Raw genomic sequence first — 24466 nt, 5'->3', positions numbered from 1 at the left:
GACTTGCAGTGCTACGTAAATCATCGCTTTGAACGGGATAAAAACGACTATGACCCGATTTTTATCGACCCGCACACCTTCTCAAACTCCAGGAAGTTCGAAGGCGTGTTTGATGTGCAGCGCGATCATGGTCATCTGATCAGGCTGGCCATGCGTCGTTTGAATGAAGGCGGTAATCTGTACTTCTCCAACAACTTCCGTCGTTCATATTGGAGAAGACTTACATAGGAAATTCAGACTACACTGCTTATTGCTTTTTTTACGCATTTGAGGTCTTTTCTTTTTTGCTGCCCTTTGCTGTCACTTGTGATTAAAGGCTCCGGGAAAGATAGTTTATAAAAAGCAGATGAGCTTCATTCATTCTCAGATCAAATTTTATCGATTATCAGTTGGCTACGTTTTTGGGCGGGAACTAGTTGAGCGCCGTCTTGTGCATAATTTCAATAACTCCGAGCTGTAGGCAGGAGCTTAAAGGTGCATAATTACTTGACATCTCTGAGTGCTGACTTTTTACGACTTTTTATTACCTTCCTGTTTGTCAGTTCAGCGCTTTTTGCTGCCACCGACGGTGTTATCTGTAAACCAGTCAGTGATTTAACGGCAGGCTTTCCAGGAAAGGCGTTTTTAGCTGATTCGTTTTTAGCTGACAGCGGTCAGGTATGTTTTAAACCTGTTGACGATAGCAGAGCAGTTTTTTCTCCTTTTTCTGACAGTTTGCTTTTCTATTTCCTGTCAACCGTTTTTTCAACTGCCGGAAGCGCCGGTGTTGTTTTTTCGGGCAGACCCGGAAACGTATTAAGCCACAAAAAACCGTTACAGGCGGAATCACCGTCCCGGACATCCTTTTTAAAAACACCGTTAAAAAACAGATTGCTTCCTGACGGTGCTTTTTCCAGAGAGGCAAACGACAGAAAAAGAAACAGGCTTGAGGGAGAGCTGGATCAGGCGATTGCTAACTGGCAGCGACTTGTTAAAAGACCGTCTTATCCTGCCGCTGTTGTTTCTGTGAGTGATGCCTCTATGCGGGTAGTTATTACCCGGGACAACATTCTCCGGAGTGTCAGTCTGGTTTCTTTGTACGAAAAACTGCTCAACATCCAGACGCAAAGCTACCTCGCATTTTTGGATACCGAAGCTCTGAAGGACATTGCAGGTATCGTCACTGGTAGTCTGGTGGCTTCCGGGAGTGGCGGTGATGGTGACGATGACGATAATGACAGCACTCATTACACCTTCGATGCCGAGCCTGAGCCACTGATCATTGCCTATGGCGACAAGGAGTACCCGGAGCAGGATTCAGCGAAAGAACTGATCAGGAAGAATCTGGAAAATAAACGACAACTGTTAAAAATCCTCCGAAAAAAAATGCAACAGGCAATAGCCCGGGGTCATGGTGACCTGGCCCGGATTCTTGATAACAGGATCATGCTGATTGCCGCTGACCTTGAATACCTGACTGACTTGGATACATCCGCAACCGGAATAACGGAAAACGATCAGGGTTCCCCGGGGATTTTGTCATTCCTGAAGGCATCGCTGGCTACTGATGACCGGGAGCTGTTGCAGCGTGATGATGACGCCCTGAAACAGTCGCTGTCTCAACACCAGATAAACACTGACTATCAGAGCATTCTCATTGTTCCCGGTGAGCTGACACATGAAGAAGCCCTGTTCTACGACCGGTGGCGACTTACGGACGCGGGTTTGGTTTACCAGGCATTGAGAAGACGGCTGGAACAGGAGTTGCAGCTGGAAACAGACGACATTAGCGTGTCAACAAAACAAACTGAGTTTCTGGTTTCTGGTCTTGAAACGCTGGCGCGTCAGTTCCGGGCTATGTTTTCGGCTGATCTTTCAAGCCATTACGATAGGAGGCAGGTACCCCATCAGGAAGGCGGAGACCTGAATCAGAAAAAACGCAAGGCCAGTTCATCTGAGGCAGCAGGCAGTCAAGAAGGCTCAAATTCAAACGCCCGCAAAAACAAAGCGTCTCGGGATAATAAGAGTGAGAGCGGCTGGAAAAAAGGCGATGAAGGGGAAGAGCCACCTGACAAAGATAAACATACATACAGCAAGACCATCGACTGCCCGTCTTGTCACGGACCTTGCGAAGAGGAGAAGCCAGAAGCTGGTATTTCAGTAGCGGGGAGGCGCTCAACCGCTGCAGAAGGAAGTGAGAAGTTACAGGGTGACAGGTGCTCCATCTGCAGGAGTGACTTAGGCACTATTTCGGTCGTCAAGACGAACTGTAATCACCAATATCATCTGGAGTGCATTGCCGGATGGCTTAGGGAGCAGGCTCCGGCTCCGGCTACGGCTCTTGCATCACGTTCGTGTGCTTATTGTCGACAAGAAGCCTTGCCGCTAGTGCGAGTGGACGGCAGCAAGCTTTATGAAGACTCTGAATTCTGTGAATCCTTGCCTCTGAATGTTGCTCGTAACGGGGATTTGGAAACACTGCAGCGTCTGCTGGAAATAGACAGTAGTATTGTCAATGAACAGTTTCGTTCAGCCGTTTCGGGTTCCTGCATCAGTTTGTTGCACGTTGCTGCCCTGAATGGTCATGCAGGGTTTTTGCAAACCCTGATCGATGCCGGGGCGGTTGTTGGTGCTGCCCTGCCGACAAATGCTGCCACACCTCTGTACATCGCTGTCCAGTGCGGTCATACCAAGTGCGTGAAACTTCTGATCAATTCCAAGGCGGATGTTGATGCTGCCCTGACGACAGATGGTGCCACTCCTCTGCACCTCGCTGCCCACAAAGGTCATACCGAGTGCATGAAACTTCTGATCAAGGCTGGGGCGGCTGTTGATGCTGCCCGGACGACGGATGGTGTCACTCCTCTGCACCTCGCTGCCCTGAAAGGTCGTACCGAGTGCGTGGAACTTCTGATCAATGCCGGGGCGGCTGTTGATGCTGCCCTGACGACGAATGGTGCCACTCCTCTGCACATCGCTGCCCAATGCGGTCATACCGGGTGCGTGGAACTTCTGATCAAGGCCGGGGCGGATGTTAAGGCTGCCCTCACGATGGATGGTGTCACTCCTCTGCACATCGCTGCCCAAGGTGGTCATACCGGGTGCCTGAAAGTTCTGATCAAGGCTGGGGCGGCTGTTGATGCTGCCCGGACGACGTTTGGTGACACTCCTCTGCACCTCGCTGCCGAGAACGGTCATATCGGGTGCGTGGAACTTCTGATCAAGGCCGGGGCGGTTGTTGATGCTGCCCTGACGACGGTTGGTATCACTCCTCTGTACTATGCTGCCGGGAACGGTCATACCGGGTGCGTGGAACTTCTGATCAAGGCCGGGACGGATGTTAAGGCTGCCCGGACGACGGATGGTACCACTCCTCTGCACATCGCTGCCCAAGGCGGTCATACAGGGTGCGTGGAGCTTCTGATCAAGGCCAGGGCGAATGTTAAGGCTTCCCTGACGACGAACGGTGACACTCCGCTGCGCATCGCTAACCGGAACGGCCAGACCGGGTGCGCGGAACTTCTGACCGCTGCCGAGGAGAATAGTCAACCGTCAGACCAATAACTGACTAAATACGACTTGCAGTGCTACGTAAATCACCGCTTTGAACGGGATAAAAACGACTATGACCCAATTTTTATCGACCCGCCCACCTTCTTAAACTCCAGGAAGTTCGAAGGCGTGTTTGATGCGCAGCGCGATCATGGTCATCTGATCAGGCTGGCCATACGTCATTTGAATGAAGGCGGTACTCTGTACTTCTCCAACAACTTCCGTCGTTCATATTGGTAGAGACTTTTTGTCCCGTACATAGGAAATTTAGACTACACTGCTAATTGCTTTTTTACGCATTTGAAGTCTTTTCTTTTTTGCTGTCCTTTGATGTCACTTGTGATTAAAGGCTTCAGGAAAGATAGTTTATAAAAAGCAGATGAGCTTCATTCATTTTCAAATCAAATTTTACTGATTATCAAGTGGCTACGTTTTTTGGACGAGAACTAGCTGAGAGCCGTCTTGTGCATAATTTCAATAACTCCGAGCTGTAGGCAGGAGCTTAAAGGTGCATAATTACTTGACATCTCTGAGTGCTGACTTTTTACGACTTTTTATTATCTTCCTGTTTGCCAGTTCAGCGCTTTTTGCTGCCACCGACGGTGTTATCTGTAAACCAGTCAGTGATTTAACGGCAGGCTTTCCAGGAAAGGCGTTTTTAGCTGATTCGTTTTTAGCCGACAGCGGTCAGGTATATTTTAAACCTGTTGACGATAGCAGAGCAGTTTTTTCTCCTTTCTCTGACTGTTTGCTTTTCTATTTCCTGTCAACCATTTTTTCAACTGCCGGAAGCGGCGGTGTTGTTTTTTCGGGCAGACCCGGAAACGTATTAAGCCACAAAAACCCGTCACAGGCGGAATCACCGTCCCGGACATCCTTTTTAAAAACACTGTTAAAAAACAGATTGCTTCCTGACGGTGCTTTTTCCAGAGAGGCAAACGACAGAAAAAGAAACAGGCTTGAGGGAAAGCTGGATCAGGCGATTGCTAACTGGCAGCGACTTGTTAAAAGACCGTCTTATCCTGCCGCTGTTGTTTCTATCAGTGATGCCTCTATGCGGGTAGTTATTACCCGGGACAACATTCTCCGGAGTGCCAGCCTGGTTGCTTTGTACGAAAAACTGCTCAACATCCAGACGCAAAGCTATCTCGCACTTTTGGATACCGAAGCTCTGAAGGACATTGCAGGTATCGTCACTGGTAGTCTGGTGGCTTCCGGGAGTGGCGGTGACGATGACGATAATGACAGCACTCATTACACCTTCGATGCCGAGCCTGAACCACTGATCATTGTCTACGGCGACAGGGAGTACCCGGAGCAGGGTTCAGCGGAAGAACTGATCAGGAAGAATCTGGAAAATAAACGACAACTGTTAAAAATCCTCCGAAAAAAAATGCAACAGGCCATAGTCCGGGGTCATGGTGACCTGGCCCGGATTCTTGATAACAGGATCATGCTGATTGCCGCTGACCTTGAATACCTGACTGATTTGGATACATCCGCAACCGGAATAACGGAAAACGATCAGGGTTCCCCGGGGATTTTGTCATTCCTGAAGGCATCGCTGACTACTGATGACCGGGAGCTGTGGCAGCGTGATGATGACGCCCTGAAACAGGCGCTGTCTCAACACCACGTAAACACTGACTATCAGAGCATTCTCATTGTTCCCGGTGAGCTGACACATGAAGAAGCCCTGTTCTACGACCGGTGGCGACTTACGGACGGGGGTTTGGTTTACCAGGCATTGAGAAGACGGCTGGAACAACAGTTGCAGCTGGAAACAGACGACATTAACGTGTCAACAAAACAAACTGAGTTTCTGGTTTCTGGTCTTGAAGCACTGGCGCGTCAGTTCCGGGCGATGTTTTCGGCTGATCTTTCAAGCCAGTACGATGAGAGGCAGGTACCCCATCAGGAAGGCGGAGGTCAGAATCAGGAAAAACACAAAGCCACTGCAGAAGGCAGGCAAGAAGGCTCAAATTTAAACACCCGCACAAACAAAGCGCCTCTGGACAATAAGAAGGAGAGTGGCTGGAAGAAAGGCGATGAGGGGGAAGAGCCACCCGACAACGATAAACATACATACAGCAAGACCATCGACTGTTCACCTTGCCACGGACCTTGCAAAAAGGAAAAGCCAGAAGCTGGTACTTCAGTAGCGGGGGAGTGCTCAACCGCTGCAGAAGGAAATGAGAAGTTACAGGGCGACAAGTGCTCCATCTGCATGAATGACTTAGGAGATATTTCGGTCGTCAAGACGAACTGTAATCACCAATATCATCTGGAGTGCATTGCCGGATGGCTTAGGGAGCAGGGTCCGGCTACGGCTCTTACATCACCTTCGTGTGCTTATTGTCGACAAAAAGCCTTGCCGCTGGTACGAGTGGACGGCGGCAAGCTCGATGAAGACTCTGAATTTTTTGAATCCCTGCCTCTGCAAGCCTGTCGTGCCGGGGATTTGGAAACACTGCAGAGTCTGCTGAATAGGAACAGTAGTATTGCCAGGATACAGTTTCGTTCAGCCGTTTCGGGTTTCGGCATCAGTTTATTGCACGCTGCTGCCCTGAACGGTCACAAAGAGTGCTTGCAACCTCTGATCGATGCCGGGGCGCTTGTTGATGCTGTACTGACGACGAATGGTGCCACCCCTCTGCACATGGCTGCTCAAAAAGGTCATACCGAGTGCCTGAAAGTTCTGATCAAGGCTGGGGCGGCTGTTGATGCTGTCCTGACAACGGATGGTGTCACTCCTCTGCACTTCGCTGCCCAAGGCGGTCATACCGAGTGCGTGGAACTTCTGATCAAGGCTGGGGCGGCTGTTGATGCTGCCTTGGTGACGGATGGTGCCACTCCTCTGCACCTCGCTGCCCTGAAAGGTCATACCGGGTCCGTGGAACTTCTGATCAAGGCTGGGGCGGCTGTTGATGCTGCCCTGGTGACGAATGGTGCCACTCCTCTGCACATCGCTGCCGAGAACGGTCATACCGGGTGCGTGGAACTTCTGATCAAGGCCAGAGCGACTGTTGATATTGCCCGGACGACGAATGGTGCCACTCCTCTGCACATCGCTGCCCTCAAAGGTCATACCAAGTGCATGGAACTTCTGATCAATGCCGAGGCGGCTGTTGATGCTGCCCGGACGACGGATGGTGCCACTCCTCTGCACCTCGCTGCCCTGAAAGGTCTTACCGGATCCGTGGAACTTCTGATCAAGGCCGGGGCGGATGTTGATGCTGCCCGGACGACGGATGGTGTCACTCCTCTACACATCGCTGCCCTAGGCGGTCTTACCGAGTGCATGGAACTTCTGATCAAGGCAGGGGCGGCTGTTGATCCTGTCCGGACGACGGATGGTGCCACTCCTCTGCATCTCGCTGCCCTGAAAGGTCATACCAAGTGCGTGGAACTTCTGATCAAGGCTGGGGCGGTTGTTTATGCCGCCCGGACGACGGATGGTGTCACTCCTCTACACATCGCTGCCATAGGCGGTCTTACCGAGTGCATGGAACTTCTGATCAAGGCAGGGGCGGCTGTTGCTGCCCGGACGACGGATGGTGTCACTCCTTTGCACTTCGCTGCCAAGAACAATGATACCGAGTGTGTGGAACTTCTGATCAAGGCTGGGGCGGCTGTTGATGCTGCCCTGACGACGAATGGTGCCACTCCTCTGCACATCGCTGCCCAAGGCGGTCATACCGAGTGCCTGAAAGTTCTGATCAAGGCTGGGGCGGCTGTTGATACTGCCCTGACGACGGATGGTGGCACTCCTCTGCACATCGCTGCCCAAGGCGGTCATACCGAGTGCGTGGAACTTCTGATCAAGGCCGGGGCGGCTGTTGATGCTGCCCGGACGGCGGATGGTGCCACTCCTTTGCACCTCGCTGCCCTGAAAGGTCGTACCGGGTGCGTGGAACTTCTGATCAAGGCCAGGGCGAATGTTAAGGTTGCCCTGACGACGAATGGTGACACTCCGCTGCGCATCGCTAACCGGAACGGCCAGACCGGTTGCGCGAAACTTCTGACCGCTGCCGAGGAGAATAGCCAACCGTCAGACCAATAACTGGCTAAATACGGTAGGCAGGAGCTTAATGGTGCATAATTACCTGACATCTCTGAGTGCTGACTTTTTACGACTTTTTATTATCTTCCTGTTTGCCAGTTCAGCGCTTTTTGCTGCCACCGACGGTGTTATCTGTAAACCAGTCAGTGATTTAACGGCAGGTTTTTCAGGAAAGGCGTTTTTAGCTGATTCGTTTGATTCGTTTTTAGCCGACAGCGGTCAGGTATGTTTTAAACCTGTTGACGATAGCAGGGCAGTTTTTTCTCCTTTCTCTGACAGTTTGCTTTTCTATTTCCTGTCAACCGTTTTTTCAACTGCCGGAAGCGCCGGTGTTGTTTTTTCTGGCAGACCCGGAAACGTATTAAGCCACAAAAATCCGTTACAGGCGGAATCACCGTTCTGGACATCTTTTTTAAAAACACTGCTAAAAAACAGATTGATTCCTGACGGTGCTTTTTCCAGAGAGGCAAACGACAGAAAAAGAAACAGGCTTGAGGGAGAGCTGGATCAGGCGATTGCTAACTGGCAGCAACTTGTTAAAAGACCGTCTTATCCTGTCGCTGTTGTTTCTGTCAGTGATGCCTCTATGCGGGTAGTTATTACCCGGGACAACATTCTCCAGAGTGTCAGCCTGGTTGCTTTGTACGAAAAACTGCTCAACATCCAGACACAAAGCTATCTCGCATTATTGGATACTGAAGATCTGAAGGACATTGCAGGTATCGTCACTGGTAGTCTGGTGGCTTCCGGGAGTGGCGGTGACGATGACGATAATGACAGCACTCATTACACCTTCGATGCCGAGCCTGAACCACTGATCATTGTCTACGGCGACAGGGAGTACCCGGAGCAGGATTCAGCGGAAGAACTGATCAGGAAGAATCTGGAAAATAAACGACAACTGTTAAAAATCCTCCGAAAAAAAATGCAACAGGCCATAGTCCGGGGTCATGGTGGCCTGGCCCGGATTCTTGATAACAGGATCATGCTGATTGCCGCTGACCTTGAATACCTGACTGATTTGGATACATCCGCAACCGGAATAACGGAAAACGATCAGGGTTCCCCGGGGATTTTGTCATTCCTGAAGGCATCCCTGGCTACTGATGACCGGGAGCTGTGGCAGCGTGATGATGACGCCCTGAAACAGTCGCTGTCTCAACACCACGTAAACACTGACTATCAGAGCATTCTCATTGTTCCCGGTGAGCTGACACATGAAGAAGCCCTGTTCTACGACCGGTGGCGACTTACGGACGCGGGTTTGGTTTACCAGGCATTGAGAAGACGGCTGGAACAACAGTTGCAGCTGGAAACAGACGACATTAACGTGTCAACAAAACAAACTGAGTTTCTGGTTTCTGGTCTTGAAACGCTGGCGCGTCAGTTCCGGGGGATGTTGTCAGCTGATCTTTCAAGCCAGTACGATGAGAGGCAGGTACCCCACCAGGAAGGCGGAGGCCAGAATCAGAAAAAACGCAAGGCCAGTTCATCTGAGGCAGCAGGCAGTCAAGAAGGCTCAAATTCAAACGCCCGCAAAAACAAAGCGTCTCGGGATAATAAGAGTGAGAGTGGCTGGAAAAAAGGCGATGAGGGGGAAGAGCCACCCGACAACGATAAACATACATACAGCAAGACCATCGACTGCCCGTCTTGTCACGGACCTTGCGAAGAGGAGAAGCCAGAAGCTGGTATTTCAGTAGCGGGGGGGCGCTCAACCGCTGCAGAAGGAAATGAGAAGTTACAGGGTGACAAGTGCTCCATCTGCAAGGATGACTTAGGCGCTATTTCGGTCGTCAAGACGAACTGTAATCATCAATATCATCTGGAGTGCATTGCCGGATGGCTTAGGGAGCAGGCTCCGGCTACGGCTCTTGCATCACGTTCGTGTGCTTATTGTCGGCAAAGAGCTTTGCCGCTGGTGCGAGTGGACGGTGGCAAGCTCGATGAAGACTCTGAATTCTGCGAAGACCTGCCTCTGCAAGCTTGTCGTGCCGGGGATTTGAAAACGCTGCAGCGTTCGCTTGAACTAGACAGCAGGATTGCCAGTAAACAGTTTCGTTCAGCTGTTTCGGGTTCCGGGATCAGTTTGTTGCACGCTGCTGTCCTGAATGGTCATACGGAGTGCTTGCAACCCCTGATTGATGCCGGGGCAGTTGTTGGTGCTGCCCTGAGGGCAGATGGTCTCACCCTTCTGCACATCGCTGCCTACAAAGGTTATACCGAGTGCCTGAAAGTTCTGATCAAGGCCGGGGCGGATATTAAGGCTACCCTGACGACGGATGGTGTCACTCCCCTGCACTCCGCTGCCCAAGGCGGTCATACCAGGTGCATGGAACTTTTGATCAAGGCCGGGGCGGATGTTGGTGCTGACCAGACGGTGGATGGTGCCACTCCTCTGCACTTTGCTGCCCAAGACGGTCATACCGGGTGCGTGGAGCTTCTGATCAAGGCCGGGGCGGCTGTTGATGCTGCCCGGACGACGGATGGTGGCACTCCTCTGCACCTCGCTGCCCAAGGTTATACCGAGTGCCTGAAAGTTCTGATCAAGGCCGGGGCGGATGTTAAGGCTACCCTGACGACGAATGGTGCCACTCCTCTGCATATCGCTGCCCAAGTCGGTCATACCGAGTGCCTGAAAGTTCTGATCAAGGCCGGGGCGGATGTTAAGGCTGCCCTGACGACGAATGGTGACACTTCTCTGCACCTCGCTGCCCAAGGCGGACATATCGAGTGCATGAAACTTCTGATCAAGGCCGGGGCGGATGTTGGTGCTGACCAGACGGTGGATGGTGCCACTCCTCTGCACTTTGCTGCCCAAGTCGGTCATACCGAGTGCATGAAACTTCTGATCAAGGCCGGGGCGGCTGTTGATGCTGCCCTGACGACGGATGGTGTCACTCCTCTGCACATCGCTGCCAACAAAGGTTATACCGAGTGCCTGAAACTTCTGATCAAGGCCGGGGCGGATGTTAAGGCTACCCTGACGACGGATGGTGCCACTCCTCTGCACTTCGCTGCCCAAGGCGGTCATACCGAGTGCATGGAACTTCTGATCAAGGCCGGGGCGGGTGTTGATGCTGCCCTGACGACAGATTGTAGCACTCCTCTGTACTTAGCTGCCGAGAACGGTCATACCGGGTGCGTGGAACTTCTGATCAAGGCCGGGGCGGGTGTTGATGCTGCCCTGACGACAGATGGTAGCACTCCTCTGTACTTAGCTGCCGAGAACGGTCATACCGGGTGCGTGGAACTTCTGATCAAGGCCGGGGCGAATGTTAAGGCTGCCCTGACGACGAATGGTGACACTCCGCTGCGCACCGCTAACCGGAACGGCCAGACCGGTTGCGCGAAACTTCTGACCGCTGCCGAGGAGAATAGCCAACCGTCAGACCAATAACTGGCTAAATACGGTAGGCAGGAGCTTAATGGTGCATAATTACCTGACATCTCTGAGTGCTGACTTTTTACGACTTTTTATTATCTTCCTGTTTGCCAGTTCAGCGCTTTTTGCTGCCACCGACGGTGTTATCTGTAAACCAGTCAGTGATTTAACGGCAGGTTTTTCAGGAAAGGCGTTTTTAGCTGATTCGTTTTTAGCCGACAGCGGTCAGGTATGTTTTAAACCTGTTGACGATAGCAGGGCAGTTTTTTCTCCTTTCTCTGACAGTTTGCTTTTCTATTTCCTGTCAACCGTTTTTTCAACTGCCGGAAGCGCCGGTGTTGTTTTTTCTGGCAGACCCGGAAACGTATTAAGCCACAAAAATCCGTTACAGGCGGAATCACCGTTCTGGACATCTTTTTTAAAAACACTGCTAAAAAACAGATTGATTCCTGACGGTGCTTTTTCCAGAGAGGCAAACGACAGAAAAAGAAACAGGCTTGAGGGAGAGCTGGATCAGGCGATTGCTAACTGGCAGCAACTTGTTAAAAGACCGTCTTATCCTGTCGCTGTTGTTTCTGTCAGTGATGCCTCTATGCGGGTAGTTATTACCCGGGACAACATTCTCCAGAGTGTCAGCCTGGTTGCTTTGTACGAAAAACTGCTCAACATCCAGACACAAAGCTATCTCGCATTATTGGATACTGAAGATCTGAAGGACATTGCAGGTATCGTCACTGGTAGTCTGGTGGCTTCCGGGAGTGGCGGTGACGATGACGATAATGACAGCACTCATTACACCTTCGATGCCGAGCCTGAACCACTGATCATTGTCTACGGCGACAGGGAGTACCCGGAGCAGGATTCAGCGGAAGAACTGATCAGGAAGAATCTGGAAAATAAACGACAACTGTTAAAAATCCTCCGAAAAAAAATGCAACAGGCCATAGTCCGGGGTCATGGTGACCTGGCCCGGATTCTTGATAACAGGATCATGCTGATTGCCGCTGACCTTGAATACCTGACTGATTTGGATACATCCGCAACCGGAATAACGGAAAACGATCAGGGTTCCCTGGGGATTTTGTCATTCCTGAGGGCATCGCTGGCTACTGATGACCGGGAGCTGTGGCAGCGTGATGATGACGCCGAGAAACAGGCGCTGTCTCAACACCACGTAAACACTGACTATCAGAGCATTCTCATTGTTCCCGGTGAGCTGACACATGAAGAAGCCCTGTTCTACGACCGGTGGCGACTTACGGACGCGGGTTTGGTTTACCAGGCATTGAGAAGACGGCTGGAACAACAGTTGCAGCTGGAAACAGACGACATTAACGTGTCAACAAAACAAACTGAGTTTCTGGTTTCTGGTCTTGAAGCACTGGCGCGTCAGTTCCGGGCGATGTTTTCGGCTGATCTTTCAAGCCAGTACGATGAGAGGCAGGTACCCCACCAGGAAGGCGGAGGCCAGAATCAGCAAAAACGCAAGGCCAGTTCATCTGAGGCAGCAGGCAGTCAAGAAGGCTCAAATTCAAACGTCCCCCGAAACAAAGTTCCCCGGGGCAATAAAAATGAGAGTGGCTGGAAGAAAGGCGATGAGGGGGAAGAGCCACCCGACAACGATAAACATACATACAGCAAGACCATCGACTGCTCACCTTGCCACGGACCTTGCAAAAAGGAGAAGCCAGAAGCTGGTATTTCAGTAGCGGGGGGGCGCTCAACCGCTGCAGAAGGAAATGAGAAGTTACAGGGTGACAAGTGCTCCATCTGCAGGAGTGACTTAGGCACTATTTCGGTCGTCAAGACGAACTGTAATCACCAATATCATCTGGAGTGCATTGCCGGATGGCTTAGGGAGCAGGCTCCGGCTACGGCTCTTGCATCACTTTCGTGTGCTTATTGTCGGCAAAGAGCTTTGCCGCTGGTGCGAGTGGACGGCAGCAAGCTTTATGAAGACTCTGAATTCTGTGAATCCTTGCCTCTGAATGTTGCTCGTAACGGGGATTTGGAAACATTGCAGCGTCTGCTGGAAATAGACAGTAGTATTGTCAATGAACAGTTTCGTTCAGCCGTTTCGGGTTCCGGCATCAGTTTGTTGCACGTTGCTGCCCTGAAGGGTCATGCAGGGTTTTTGCAAACCCTGATCGATGCCGGGGCAGTTGTTGGTGCTGCCCTGAGGGCAGATGGTCACACTCTTCTGCACCTCGCTGCCCAAGGTTATACCGAGTGCCTGAAAGTTCTGATCAAGGCCGGGGCGGATGTTAAGGCTACCCTGACGACGAATGGTGCCACTCCTCTGCATATCGCTGCCCAAGTCGGTCATACCGAGTGCATGAAACTTCTGATCAAGGCCGGGGCGGATGTTAAGGCTACCCTGACGACGAATGGTGCCACTCCTCTGCATATCGCTGCCCAAGTCGGTCATACCGAGTGCATGAAACTTCTGATCAAGGCCGGGGCGGATGTTAAGGCTGCCCTGACGACGAATGGTGCCACTCCTCTGCATATCGCTGCCCAAGTCGGTCATACCGAGTGCATGAAACTTCTGATCAAGGCCGGGGCGGATGTTAAGGCTGCCCTGACGACGAATGGTGACACTCCTCTGCACCTCGCTGCCCAAGTCGGTCATACCGAGTGCATGAAACTTCTGATCAAGGCCGGGGCGGCTGTTGATGCTGCCAGGACGACGAATGGTGTCACTTCTCTGCCCCTCGCTGTCCAAGGCGGACATATCGAGTGCATGAAACTTCTGATCAAGGCTGGGGCGGCTGTTGATGCTGCCCGGACGACGGATGGTGCCACTCCTCTGTACCTCGCTGCTCAAGTCGGTCATACCGAGTGCATGAAACTTCTGATCAAGGCCGGGGCGGATGTTAAGGCTGCCCTGACGACAAATGGTGCCACTCCTCTGCACCTCGCTGCCCTGAAAGGTCGTACCGAGTGCGTGGAACTTCTGATCAAGGCCGGGGCGGATGTTGATGCTGCCCTGACGACGGATGGTGCCACTCCTTTGCACCTCGCTGCCGAGAACGGTCATATCGGGTGCGTGGAACTTTTGATCAAGGCCGGGGCGGCTGTTGATGCTGCCCTGACGACGGATGGTGCCACCCCTCTTTCCTACGCTGCCGAGAACGGTCATACCGGGTGCGTGGAACTTCTGATCAAGGCCGGGGCGGGTGTTGATGCTGCCCTGACGACAGATGGTAGCACTCCTCTGTACTTAGCTGCCGAGAACGGTCATACCGGGTGCGTGGAACTTCTGATCAAGGCCGGGACGGATGTTAAGGCTGCCCGGACGACGAATGGTGCCACTCCTCTGCACATCGCTGCCCAAGGCGGTCATGCCGGGTGCGTGGAGCTTCTGATCAAGGCTAGGGCGAATGTTAAGGCTTCCCTGACGACGAACGGTGACACTCCGCTGCACATCGCTAACCGGAACGGCCAGACCGGGTGTGCGGAACTTCTGACCGCTGCCGAGGAGAATAGTCAACAGTCAGACCAATAACTGGCTAAATACGACTTGCAGTGCTACGTAAATCATCGCTTTGAACGGGATAAAAACGACTATGGCCCGATTTTTATCGACCCGCCTACCTTCTCAAACTCCAGGAAGTTCGAAGGTGGTTTGATGCGCAGCGCGATCACGGTCATCTGACCAGGCTGGCCATGCGTCGTTTGAATAAAGGCGGTACTCTGTACTTTCCCAACAACTTCCATCGTTCATATTGGAAGAGGCTTTTTGTTCCGTACATAGGAAATTCAGACTACACTGCTTATTGCTTTTTTTACGCATTTGAGGTCTTTTCTTTTTTGCTGCCCTTTGCTGTCACTTGTGATTAAAGGCTCCGGGAAAGATAGTTTATAAAAAGCAGATGAGCTTCATTCATTCTCAGATCAAATTTTATCGATTATCAGGTGGCTACGTTTTTGGACGAGAACTAGCTGAGAGCCGTCTTGTGCATAATTTCAATAACTCCGAGCTGTAGGCAGGAGCTTAAAGGTGCATAATTACTTGACATCTCTGAGTGCTGACTTTTTACGACTTTTTATTATCTTCCTGTTTGCCAGTTCAGCGCTTTTTGCTGCCACCGACGGTGTTATCTGTAAACCAGTCAGTGATTTAACGGCAGGTTTTTCAGGAAAGGCGTTTTTAGCTGATTCGTTTTTAGCCGACAGCGGTCAGGTATGTTTTAAACCTGTTGACGATAGCAGAGCAGTTTTTTCTCCTTTCTCTGACAGTTTGCTTTTCTATTTCCTGTCAACCGTTTTTTCAACTGCCGGAAGCGCCGGTGTTGTTTTTTCGGGCAGACCCGGAAACGTATTAAGCCACAACAACCCGTTACAGGCGGAATCACCGTCCCGGACACCCTTTTTAAAAACACTGTTAAAAAACAGACTGATTCCTGACGGTGCTTTTTCCAGAGAGGCAAACGACAGAAAAAGAAACAGGCTTGAGGGAGAGCTGGATCAGGCGATTGCTAACTGGCAGCGACTTGTTAAAAGACCGCCTTATCCTGCCGCTGTTGTTTCTATCAGTGATGCCTCTATGCGGGTAGTTATTACCCGGGACAACATTCTCCGGAGTGTCAGTCTGGTTTCTTTGTACGAAAAACTGCTCAACATCCAGACGCAAAGCTACCTCGCACTTTTGGATACCGAAGCTCTGAAGGACATTGCAGGTATCGTCACTGGTAGTCTGGTGGCTTCCGGGAGTGGCGGTGACGATGACGATAATGACAGCACTCATTACACCTTCGATGCCGAGCCTGAGCCACTGATCATTGTCTACGGCGACAAGGAGTACTCGGAGCAGGATTCAGCGGAAGAACTGATCAGGAAGAATCTGAAAAATAAACGACAACTGTTAAAAATCCTCCGAAAAAAAATGCAACAGGCCATAGTCCGGGGTCATGGTGGCCTGGCCCGGATTCTTGATAAAAGGATCATGCTGATTGCCGCTGACCTTGAATACCTGACTGATTTGGATACATCCGCAACCGGAATAACGGAAAACGATCAGGGTTCTCCGGGGATTTTGTCATTCCTGAAGGCATCGCTGGCTACTGATGACCGGGAGCTGTGGCAGCGTGATGATGACGCCCTGAAACAGTCGCTGTCTCAACACCACGTAAACACTGACTATCAGAGCATTCTCATTGTTCCCGGTGAGCTGACACATGAAGAAGCCCTGTTCTACGACCGGTGGCGACTTACGGACGCGGGTTTGGTTTACCAGGCATTGAGAAGACGGCTGGAACAACAGTTGCAGCTGGAAACAGACGACATTAACGTGTCAACAAAACAAACTGAGTTTCTGGTTTCTGGTCTTGAAACGCTGGCGCGTCAGTTCCGGGCTATGTTGTCAGCTGATCTTTCAAGCCAGTACGATGAGAGGCAGGTACCCCATCAGGAAGGCGGAGGCCAGAATCAGAAAAAGCGCAAGGCCAGTTCATCTGAGGCAGCAGGCAGTCAAGAAGGCTCAAATTCAAACGTCCCCCGAAACAAAGTTCCCCGGGGCAATAAAAATGAGAGTGGCTGGAAGAAAGGCGATGAGGGGGAAGAGCCTCCCGACAACGATAAACATACATACAGCAAGACCATCGACTGCTCACCTTGCCACGGACCTTGCAAAAAGGAGAAGCCAGAAGCTGGTATTTCAGTAGCGGGGGGGCGCTCAACCGCTGCAGAAGGAAATGAGAAGTTACAGGGTGGCAAGTGCTCCATCTGCAGGAGTGACTTAGGCACTATTTCGGTCGTCAAGACGAACTGTAATCACCAATATCATCTGGAGTGCATTGCCGGATGGCTTAGGGAGCAGGGTCCTGCTACGGCTCTTGCATCACCTTCGTGTGCTTATTGTCAGCAAAGAGCTTTGCCGCTGGTGCGAGTGGACGGCAGCAAGCTTTATGAAGACTCTGAATTCTGTGAATCCTTGCCTCTGAATGTTGCTCGTAACGGGGATTTGGAAACACTGCAGCGTCTGCTGGAAATAGACAGTAGTATTGTCAATGAACAGTTTCGTTCAGCCGTTTCGGGTTCCGGCATCAGTTTGTTGCACGTTGCTGCCCTGAAGGGTCATGCAGGGTTTTTGCAAACCCTGATCGATGCCGGGGCAGTTGTTGGTGCTGCCCTGAGGGCAGATGGTCACACTCTTCTGCACCTCGCTGCCCAAGGTTATACCGAGTGCCTGAAAGTTCTGATCAAGGCCGGGGCGGATGTTAAGGCTACCCTGACGACGAATGGTGCCACTCCTCTGCACATCGCTGCCCAAGTCGGTCATACCGAGTGCATGAAACTTCTGATCAAGGCCGGGGCGGATGTTAAGGCTGCCCTGACGACGAATGGTGACACTCCTCTGCACCTCGCTGCCCAAGGCGGACATATCGAGTGCATGAAACTTCTGATCAAGGCCGGGGCGGCTGTTGATGCTGCCCGGACGACGAATGGTGTCACTTCTCTGCCCCTCGCTGTCCAGGGCGGACATATCGAGTGCATGGAACTTCTGATCAAGGCTGGGGCGGCTGTTGATGCTGCCCGGACGACGGATGGTGTCACTCCTCTGCACATCGCTGCCCAAGTCGGTCATACCGAGTGCATGAAACTTCTGATCAAGGCCGGGGCGGATGTTAAGGCTGCCCTGACGACAAATGGTGCCACTCCTCTGCACCTCGCTGCCCTGAAAGGTCGTACCGAGTGCGTGGAACTTCTGATCAAGGCCGGGGCGGATGTTGATGCTGCCCGGACGACGAATGGTGCCACTCCTCTTTACTTCGCTGCCGAGAACGGTCATATCGGGTGCGCGGAACTTCTGATCAAGGCCGGGGCGGCTGTTGATGCTGCCCTGACGACGGATGGTACCACTCCTCTCTACTATGCTGGCGGGTACGGTCATACCGGGTGCGTGGAACTTCTGATCAAGGCCGGGGCGGCTGTTGATGCTGCCCGGACGACGGATGGTGACACTCCTCTGCACCTCGCTGCCCTGAAAGGTCGTACCGAGTGCGTGGAACTTCTGATCAAGGCCGGGGCGGCTGTTGATGCTGCCCGGACGACGAATGGTGCTACTCCTCTTTCCTTCGCTGCCGAGAACGGTCATATCGGGTGCGTGGAACTTCTGATCAAGGCCGAGGCGTTTGTTGATGCTGCCCTGACGACGGATGGTACCACTCCTCTCTACTATGCTGCCGGGCACGGTCATACCGGGTGCGTGGAACTTCTGATCAAGGCCAGGGCGGCTGTTGATGCTGCCCGGACGACGGGTGGTGTCACTCCTCTGCACATCGCTGCCCAAGGCGGTCATACCGAGTGCATGGAACTTCTGATCAAGGCCGGGGCGGCTGTTGATGCTGCCCGGACGACGAATGGTGCCACTCCTCTGCACATCGCTGCCGAGAACGGTCATATCGGGTGCGTGGAACTTCTGATCAAGGCCGGGGCGGTTGTTGATGCTGCCCTGACGACGGTTGGAACCACTCCTCTGTACTTAGCTGCTGAGAACGGTCATACCGGGTGCGTGGAACTTCTGATCAAGGCCGGGGCGGTTGTTGATGCTGCCCTGACGACGGTTGGTATCACTCCTCTGTACTATGCTGCCGGGCACGGTCATACCGGGTGCGTGGAACTTCTGATCAAGGCCGGGGCGGGTGTTGATGCTGCCCTGACGACAGATGGTAGCACTCCTCTGCACATCGCTGCCCAAGGCGGTCATACCGGGTGCGTGGAGCTTCTGATCAAGGCCAGGGCGGCTGTTGATGCTACCCGGACGGCGGATGGTGCCACTCCTTTGCACCTCGCTACCCTGAAAGGTCGTACCGGGTGCGTGGAGCTTCTGATCAAGGCCGGGGCGAATGTTAAGGCTGCCCGGACGGCGGATGGTGCCACTCCTCTGCACCTCGCTGCCCTGAAAGGTCGTATCGGGTGCGTGGAGCTTCTGATCAAGGCCGGGGCGAATGTTAAGGCTGCCCTGACGACGAATGGTGACACTCCGCTGCGCATCGCTAACTGGAACGGCCAGACCGGGTGCGCGAAACTTCTGACCGCTGCCGAGGAGAATTGTCAACCGTCAGACCAATAACTGGCTAAATACGACTTGCAGTGCTAAGTAAATCATCGCTTTGAACGGGATAAAAACGACTATGGCTCGATTTTTATCGACCCGCCCACCTTCTCAAACTCCAGGAAGTTCGAAGGCGTGTTTGATGCGCAGCGCGATCATGGTCATCTGATCAGGCTGGCCATGCGTCGTTTGAATGAAGGCGGTACTCTGTACTTCTCCAACAACTTCCGTCGTTCATATTGGAGAAGACTTACATAGGAAATTCAGACTACACTGCTTATTGCTTTTTTTACGCATTTGAGGTCTTTTCTTTTTTGCTGCCCTTTGCTGTCACTTGTGATTAAAGGCTCCGGGAAAGATAGTTTATAAAAAGCAGATGAGCTTCATTCATTCTCAGATCAAATTTTATCGATTATCAGTTGGCTACGTTTTTGGGCGGGAACTAGCTGAGAGCCGTCTTGTGCATAATTTCGATAACTCCGAGCTGTAGGCAGGAGCTTAAAGGTGCATAATTACTTGACATCTCTGAGTGCTGACTTTTTACGACTTTTTATTATCGTCCTGTTTGCCAGTTCAGCGCTTTTTGCTGCCACCGACGGTGTTATCTGTAAACCAGTCAGTGATTTAACGGCAGGTTTTCCAGGAAAGGCGTTTTTAGCTGATTCGTTTTTAGCCGACAGCGGTCAGGTATGTTTTAAACCTGTTGACGATAGCAGAGCAGTTTTTTCTCCTTTCTCTGACAGTTTGCTTTTCTATTTCCTGTCAACCGTTTTTTCAACTGCCGGAAGCGCCGGTGTTGTTTTTTCGGGCAGACCCGGAAACGTATTAAGCCACAAAAAACCGTTACAGGCGGAATCACCGTCCCGGACATCCTTTTTAAAAACACTGTTAAAAAACAGACTGATTCCTGAAGGTGCTTTTTCCAGAGAGGCAAACGACAGAAAAAGAAACAGGCTTGAGGGAGATCTGGATCAGGCGATTGCTAACTGGCAGCGACTTGTTAAAAGACCGCCTTATCCTGCCGCTGTTGTTTCTATCAGTGATGCCTCTATGCGGATAGTTATTACCCGGGACAACATTCTCCAGAGTGCCAGCCTGGTTGCTTTGTACGAAAAACTGCTCAACATCCAGACGCAAAGCTACCTCGCACTTTTGGATACCGAAGCTCTGAAGGACATTGCAGGTATCGTCACTGGTAGCCTGGTGGCTTCCGGGAGTGGCGGTGATGGTGGCGATGACGATAATGACAGCACTCATTACACCTTCGATGCCGAGCCTGAGCCACTGATCATTGTCTACGGCGACAAGAAGTACCCGGAGCAAGATTCAGCGGAAGAACTGATCAGGAAGAATCTGAAAAATAAACGACAACTGTTAAAAATCCTCCGAAAAAAAATGCAACAGGCCATAGCCCGGGGTCATGGTGACCTGGCCCGGATTCTTGATAACAGGATCATGCTGATTACCGCTGACCTTGAATACCTGACTGATTTGGATACATCCGCAACCGGAATAACGGAAAACGATCAGGGTTCCCCGGGGATTTTGTCATTCCTGAAGGCATCGCTGGCTACTGATGACCGGGAGCTGTGGCAGCGTGATGATGACGCCCTGAAACAGGCGCTGTCTCAACACCACGTAAACACTGACTATCAGAGCATTCTCATTGTTCCCGGTGAGCTGACACATGAAGAAGCCCTGTTCTACGACCGGTGGCGACTTACGGACGCGGGTTTGGTTTACCAGGCATTGAGAATACGGCTGGAACAACAGTTGCAGCTGGAAACAGACGACATTGACGCGTCAACAAAACAAACTGAGTTTCTGGTTTCTGGTCTTGAAACGCTGGCGCGTCAGTTCCGGGCGATGTTTTCAGCTGATCTTTCAAGCCAGTACGATGAGAGGCAGGTACCCCACCAGGAAGGCGGAGGCCAGAATCAGAAAAAACGCAAAGCCAGTTCATCTGAGGCAGCAGGCAGTCAAGAAGGCTCAAATTCAAACGCCCGCAAAAACAAAGCGTCTCGGGATAATAAGAGTGAGAGTGGCTGGAAAAAAGGCGATGAGGGGGAAGAGCCACCCGACAACGATAAACATACATACAGCAAGACCATCGACTGCCCGTCTTGTCACGGACCTTGCGAAGAGGAGAAGCCAGAAGCTGGTATTTCAGTAGCGGGGGGGCGCTCAACCGCTGCAGAAGGAAATGAGAAGTTACAGGGTGACAAGTGCTCCATCTGCAAGGAGGACTTAGGCGCTATTTCGGTCGTCAAGACGAACTGTAATCATCAATATCATCTGGAGTGCATTGCCGGATGGCTTAGGGAGCAGGCTCCGGCTACGGCTCTTGCATCACGTTCGTGTGCTTATTGTCGGCAAAGAGCTTTGCCGCTGGTGCGAGTGGACGGTGGCAAGCTCGATGAAGACTCTGAATTCTGCGAAGACCTGCCTCTGCAAGCTTGTCGTGCCGGGGATTTGAAAACGCTGCAGCGTTCGCTTGAACTAGACAGCAGGATTGCCAGTAAACAGTTTCGTTCAGCTGTTTCGGGTTCCGGGATCAGTTTGTTGCACGTCGCTGTCCTGAATGGTCATACGGAGTGCTTGCAAACCCTGATCGATGCCGGGGCGGATGTTGATGCTGCCCGGACGACGGATGGTGTCACTTCTCTGCACCTCGCTGCCCAAGACGGACATATCGAGTGCATGGAACTTCTGATCAAGGCTGGGGCGGCTGTTGATGCTGCCCGGACGACGGATGGTATCACTCCTCTGCACATCGCTGCCCAAGTCGGTCATACCGAGTGCGTGGAGCTTCTGATCAAGGCCAAGGCGGCTATTGATGCTGCCCTGACGACAAATGGTGCCACTCCTTCGCACATCGCTGCCCAAGTCGGTCATACCGAGTGCATGAAACTTCTGATCAAGGCCGGGGCGGATGTTAAGGCTGCCCTGACGACGTTTGGTGACACTCCTCTGCACCTCGCTGCCGAGAACGGTCATATCGGGTGCGTTGAACTTCTGATCAAGGCCGGGGCGGTTGTTGATGCTGCCCTGACGACGTTTGGAACCACTCCTCTGTACTTAGCTGCTGAGAACGGTCATATCGGGTGCGTGGAACTTCTGATCAAGGCCGGGGCGGATGTTAAGGCTACCCTGACGACGAATGGTGCCACTCCTCTGCACATCGCTGCCCAAGTCGGTCATACCGAGTGCATGAAACTTCTGATCAAGGCCGGGGCGGATGTTAAGGCTGCCCTGACGACGAATGGTGACACTCCTCTGCACCTCGCTGCCCAAGGCGGACATATCGAGTGCATGAAACTTCTGATCAAGGCCGGGGCGGCTGTTGATGCTGCCCGGACGACGAATGGTGTCACTTCTCTGCCCCTCGCTGTCCAGGGCGGACATATCGAGTGCATGGAACTTCTGATCAAGGCTGGGGCGGCTGTTGATGCTGCCCGGACGACGGATGGTGTCACTCCTCTGCACATCGCTGCCCAAGTCGGTCATACCGAGTGCATGAAACTTCTGATCAAGGCCGGGGCGGATGTTAAGGCTGCCCTGACGACAAATGGTGCCACTCCTCTGCACCTCGCTGCCCTGAAAGGTCGTACCGAGTGCGTGGAACTTCTGATCAAGGCCGGGGCGGATGTTGATGCTGCCCGGACGACGAATGGTGCCACTCCTCTTTACTTCGCTGCCGAGAACGGTCATATCGGGTGCGCGGAACTTCTGATCAAGGCCGGGGCGGCTGTTGATGCTGCCCTGACGACGGATGGTACCACTCCTCTCTACTATGCTGGCGGGTACGGTCATACCGGGTGCGTGGAACTTCTGATCAAGGCCGGGGCGGCTGTTGATGCTGCCCGGACGACGGATGGTGACACTCCTCTGCACCTCGCTGCCCTGAAAGGTCGTACCGAGTGCGTGGAACTTCTGATCAAGGCCGGGGCGGCTGTTGATGCTGCCCGGACGACGAATGGTGCTACTCCTCTTTCCTTCGCTGCCGAGAACGGTCATATCGGGTGCGTGGAACTTCTGATCAAGGCCGAGGCGTTTGTTGATGCTGCCCTGACGACGGATGGTACCACTCCTCTCTACTATGCTGCCGGGCACGGTCATACCGGGTGCGTGGAACTTCTGATCAAGGCCAGGGCGGCTGTTGATGCTGCCCGGACGACGGGTGGTGTCACTCCTCTGCACATCGCTGCCCAAGGCGGTCATACCGAGTGCATGGAACTTCTGATCAAGGCCGGGGCGGCTGTTGATGCTGCCCGGACGACGAATGGTGCCACTCCTCTGCACATCGCTGCCGAGAACGGTCATATCGGGTGCGTGGAACTTCTGATCAAGGCCGGGGCGGTTGTTGATGCTGCCCTGACGACGGTTGGAACCACTCCTCTGTACTTAGCTGCTGAGAACGGTCATACCGGGTGCGTGGAACTTCTGATCAAGGCCGGGGCGGTTGTTGATGCTGCCCTGACGACGGTTGGTATCACTCCTCTGTACTATGCTGCCGGGCACGGTCATACCGGGTGCGTGGAACTTCTGATCAAGGCCGGGGCGGGTGTTGATGCTGCCCTGACGACAGATGGTAGCACTCCTCTGCACATCGCTGCCCAAGGCGGTCATACCGGGTGCGTGGAGCTTCTGATCAAGGCCAGGGCGGCTGTTGATGCTACCCGGACGGCGGATGGTGCCACTCCTTTGCACCTCGCTACCCTGAAAGGTCGTACCGGGTGCGTGGAGCTTCTGATCAAGGCCGGGGCGAATGTTAAGGCTGCCCGGACGGCGGATGGTGCCACTCCTCTGCACCTCGCTGCCCTGAAAGGTCGTATCGGGTGCGTGGAGCTTCTGATCAAGGCCGGGGCGAATGTTAAGGCTGCCCTGACGACGAATGGTGACACTCCGCTGCGCATCGCTAACTGGAACGGCCAGACCGGGTGCGCGAAACTTCTGACCGCTGCCGAGGAGAATTGTCAACCGTCAGACCAATAACTGGCTAAATACGACTTGCAGTGCTAAGTAAATCATCGCTTTGAACGGGATAAAAACGACTATGGCTCGATTTTTATCGACCCGCCCACCTTCTCAAACTCCAGGAAGTTCGAAGGCGTGTTTGATGCGCAGCGCGATCATGGTCATCTGATCAGGCTGGCCATGCGTCGTTTGAATGAAGGCGGTACTCTGTACTTCTCCAACAACTTCCGTCGTTCATATTGGAGAAGACTTACATAGGAAATTCAGACTACACTGCTTATTGCTTTTTTTACGCATTTGAGGTCTTTTCTTTTTTGCTGCCCTTTGCTGTCACTTGTGATTAAAGGCTCCGGGAAAGATAGTTTATAAAAAGCAGATGAGCTTCATTCATTCTCAGATCAAATTTTATCGATTATCAGTTGGCTACGTTTTTGGGCGGGAACTAGCTGAG

General features: G+C 52.6%; 10 protein-coding genes. All 10 read left to right on the top strand.

What is annotated here, in order from left to right:
* The first annotated feature begins 3 nt into the window (after window positions 1–3).
* The 10 genes from NX720_RS01800 to NX720_RS01755 all read left to right on the top strand — a co-directional run bounded on the left by NX720_RS01800 (window position 4) and on the right by NX720_RS01755 (window position 24273).
* The gene (locus NX720_RS01800) at window positions 4–228 is read left to right on the top strand and encodes a hypothetical protein (RefSeq protein WP_262601715.1); all 225 of its coding nucleotides are present in this window, start codon (window positions 4–6) and stop codon (window positions 226–228) included.
* A 246-nt stretch (window positions 229–474) separates the two neighbouring features.
* Window positions 475–3543, top strand: coding sequence for an ankyrin repeat domain-containing protein (locus NX720_RS01795; protein WP_262598999.1), 3069 nt, complete (start codon window positions 475–477; stop codon window positions 3541–3543).
* 15 nt (window positions 3544–3558) lie between these two features.
* A complete protein-coding gene (locus NX720_RS01790) occupies window positions 3559–3771 on the top strand; it encodes a hypothetical protein (protein ID WP_262598997.1) in 213 nt (70 codons plus the stop codon).
* A 268-nt stretch (window positions 3772–4039) separates the two neighbouring features.
* Entirely contained in the window at window positions 4040–7594 is a 3555-nt protein-coding gene (locus tag NX720_RS01785) for an ankyrin repeat domain-containing protein (RefSeq protein ID WP_262598995.1), read from the top strand.
* Window positions 7595–7622: 28 nt separating this feature from the next.
* Window positions 7623–10994, top strand: coding sequence for an ankyrin repeat domain-containing protein (locus tag NX720_RS01780; protein ID WP_262598994.1), 3372 nt, complete (start codon window positions 7623–7625; stop codon window positions 10992–10994).
* Window positions 10995–11022: 28 nt separating this feature from the next.
* The gene (locus NX720_RS01775; protein ID WP_262598992.1) at window positions 11023–14487 is read left to right on the top strand and encodes an ankyrin repeat domain-containing protein; all 3465 of its coding nucleotides are present in this window, start codon (window positions 11023–11025) and stop codon (window positions 14485–14487) included.
* 495 nt (window positions 14488–14982) lie between these two features.
* Window positions 14983–19056, top strand: a complete 4074-nt coding sequence (locus NX720_RS01770) for an ankyrin repeat domain-containing protein (RefSeq protein ID WP_262598990.1) — start codon at window positions 14983–14985, stop codon at window positions 19054–19056.
* 117 nt (window positions 19057–19173) lie between these two features.
* Window positions 19174–19296 carry a hypothetical protein gene (locus tag NX720_RS01765; RefSeq protein WP_262598982.1) on the top strand — a complete coding sequence of 41 codons (123 nt, stop codon included), beginning with the start codon at window positions 19174–19176 and terminating at the stop codon, window positions 19294–19296.
* Window positions 19297–19542: 246 nt separating this feature from the next.
* Window positions 19543–24033, top strand: coding sequence for an ankyrin repeat domain-containing protein (locus NX720_RS01760; RefSeq protein WP_262598989.1), 4491 nt, complete (start codon window positions 19543–19545; stop codon window positions 24031–24033).
* Between the two features lie 117 nt (window positions 24034–24150).
* The gene (locus NX720_RS01755) at window positions 24151–24273 is read left to right on the top strand and encodes a hypothetical protein (protein WP_262598982.1); all 123 of its coding nucleotides are present in this window, start codon (window positions 24151–24153) and stop codon (window positions 24271–24273) included.
* The last annotated feature ends 193 nt before the right edge of the window (window positions 24274–24466 follow it).

The sequence above is a fragment of the Endozoicomonas euniceicola genome (genome assembly GCF_025562755.1).
In the GTDB taxonomy this organism is placed as follows: Bacteria; Pseudomonadota; Gammaproteobacteria; order Pseudomonadales; family Endozoicomonadaceae; genus Endozoicomonas_A; species Endozoicomonas_A euniceicola.
Note: the sequence above shows the minus strand (reverse complement) of the source record. Positions and strands in the feature narration are given on the sequence as shown.

Excerpts from the sequence above, each read along its gene's own strand:
- NX720_RS01780 (WP_262598994.1), top strand. The coding sequence starts at position 7,623 with ATGGTGCATAATTACCTGACATCTCTGAGTGCTGACTTTTTACGACTT.
- NX720_RS01775 (WP_262598992.1), top strand. The coding sequence starts at position 11,023 with ATGGTGCATAATTACCTGACATCTCTGAGTGCTGACTTTTTACGACTT.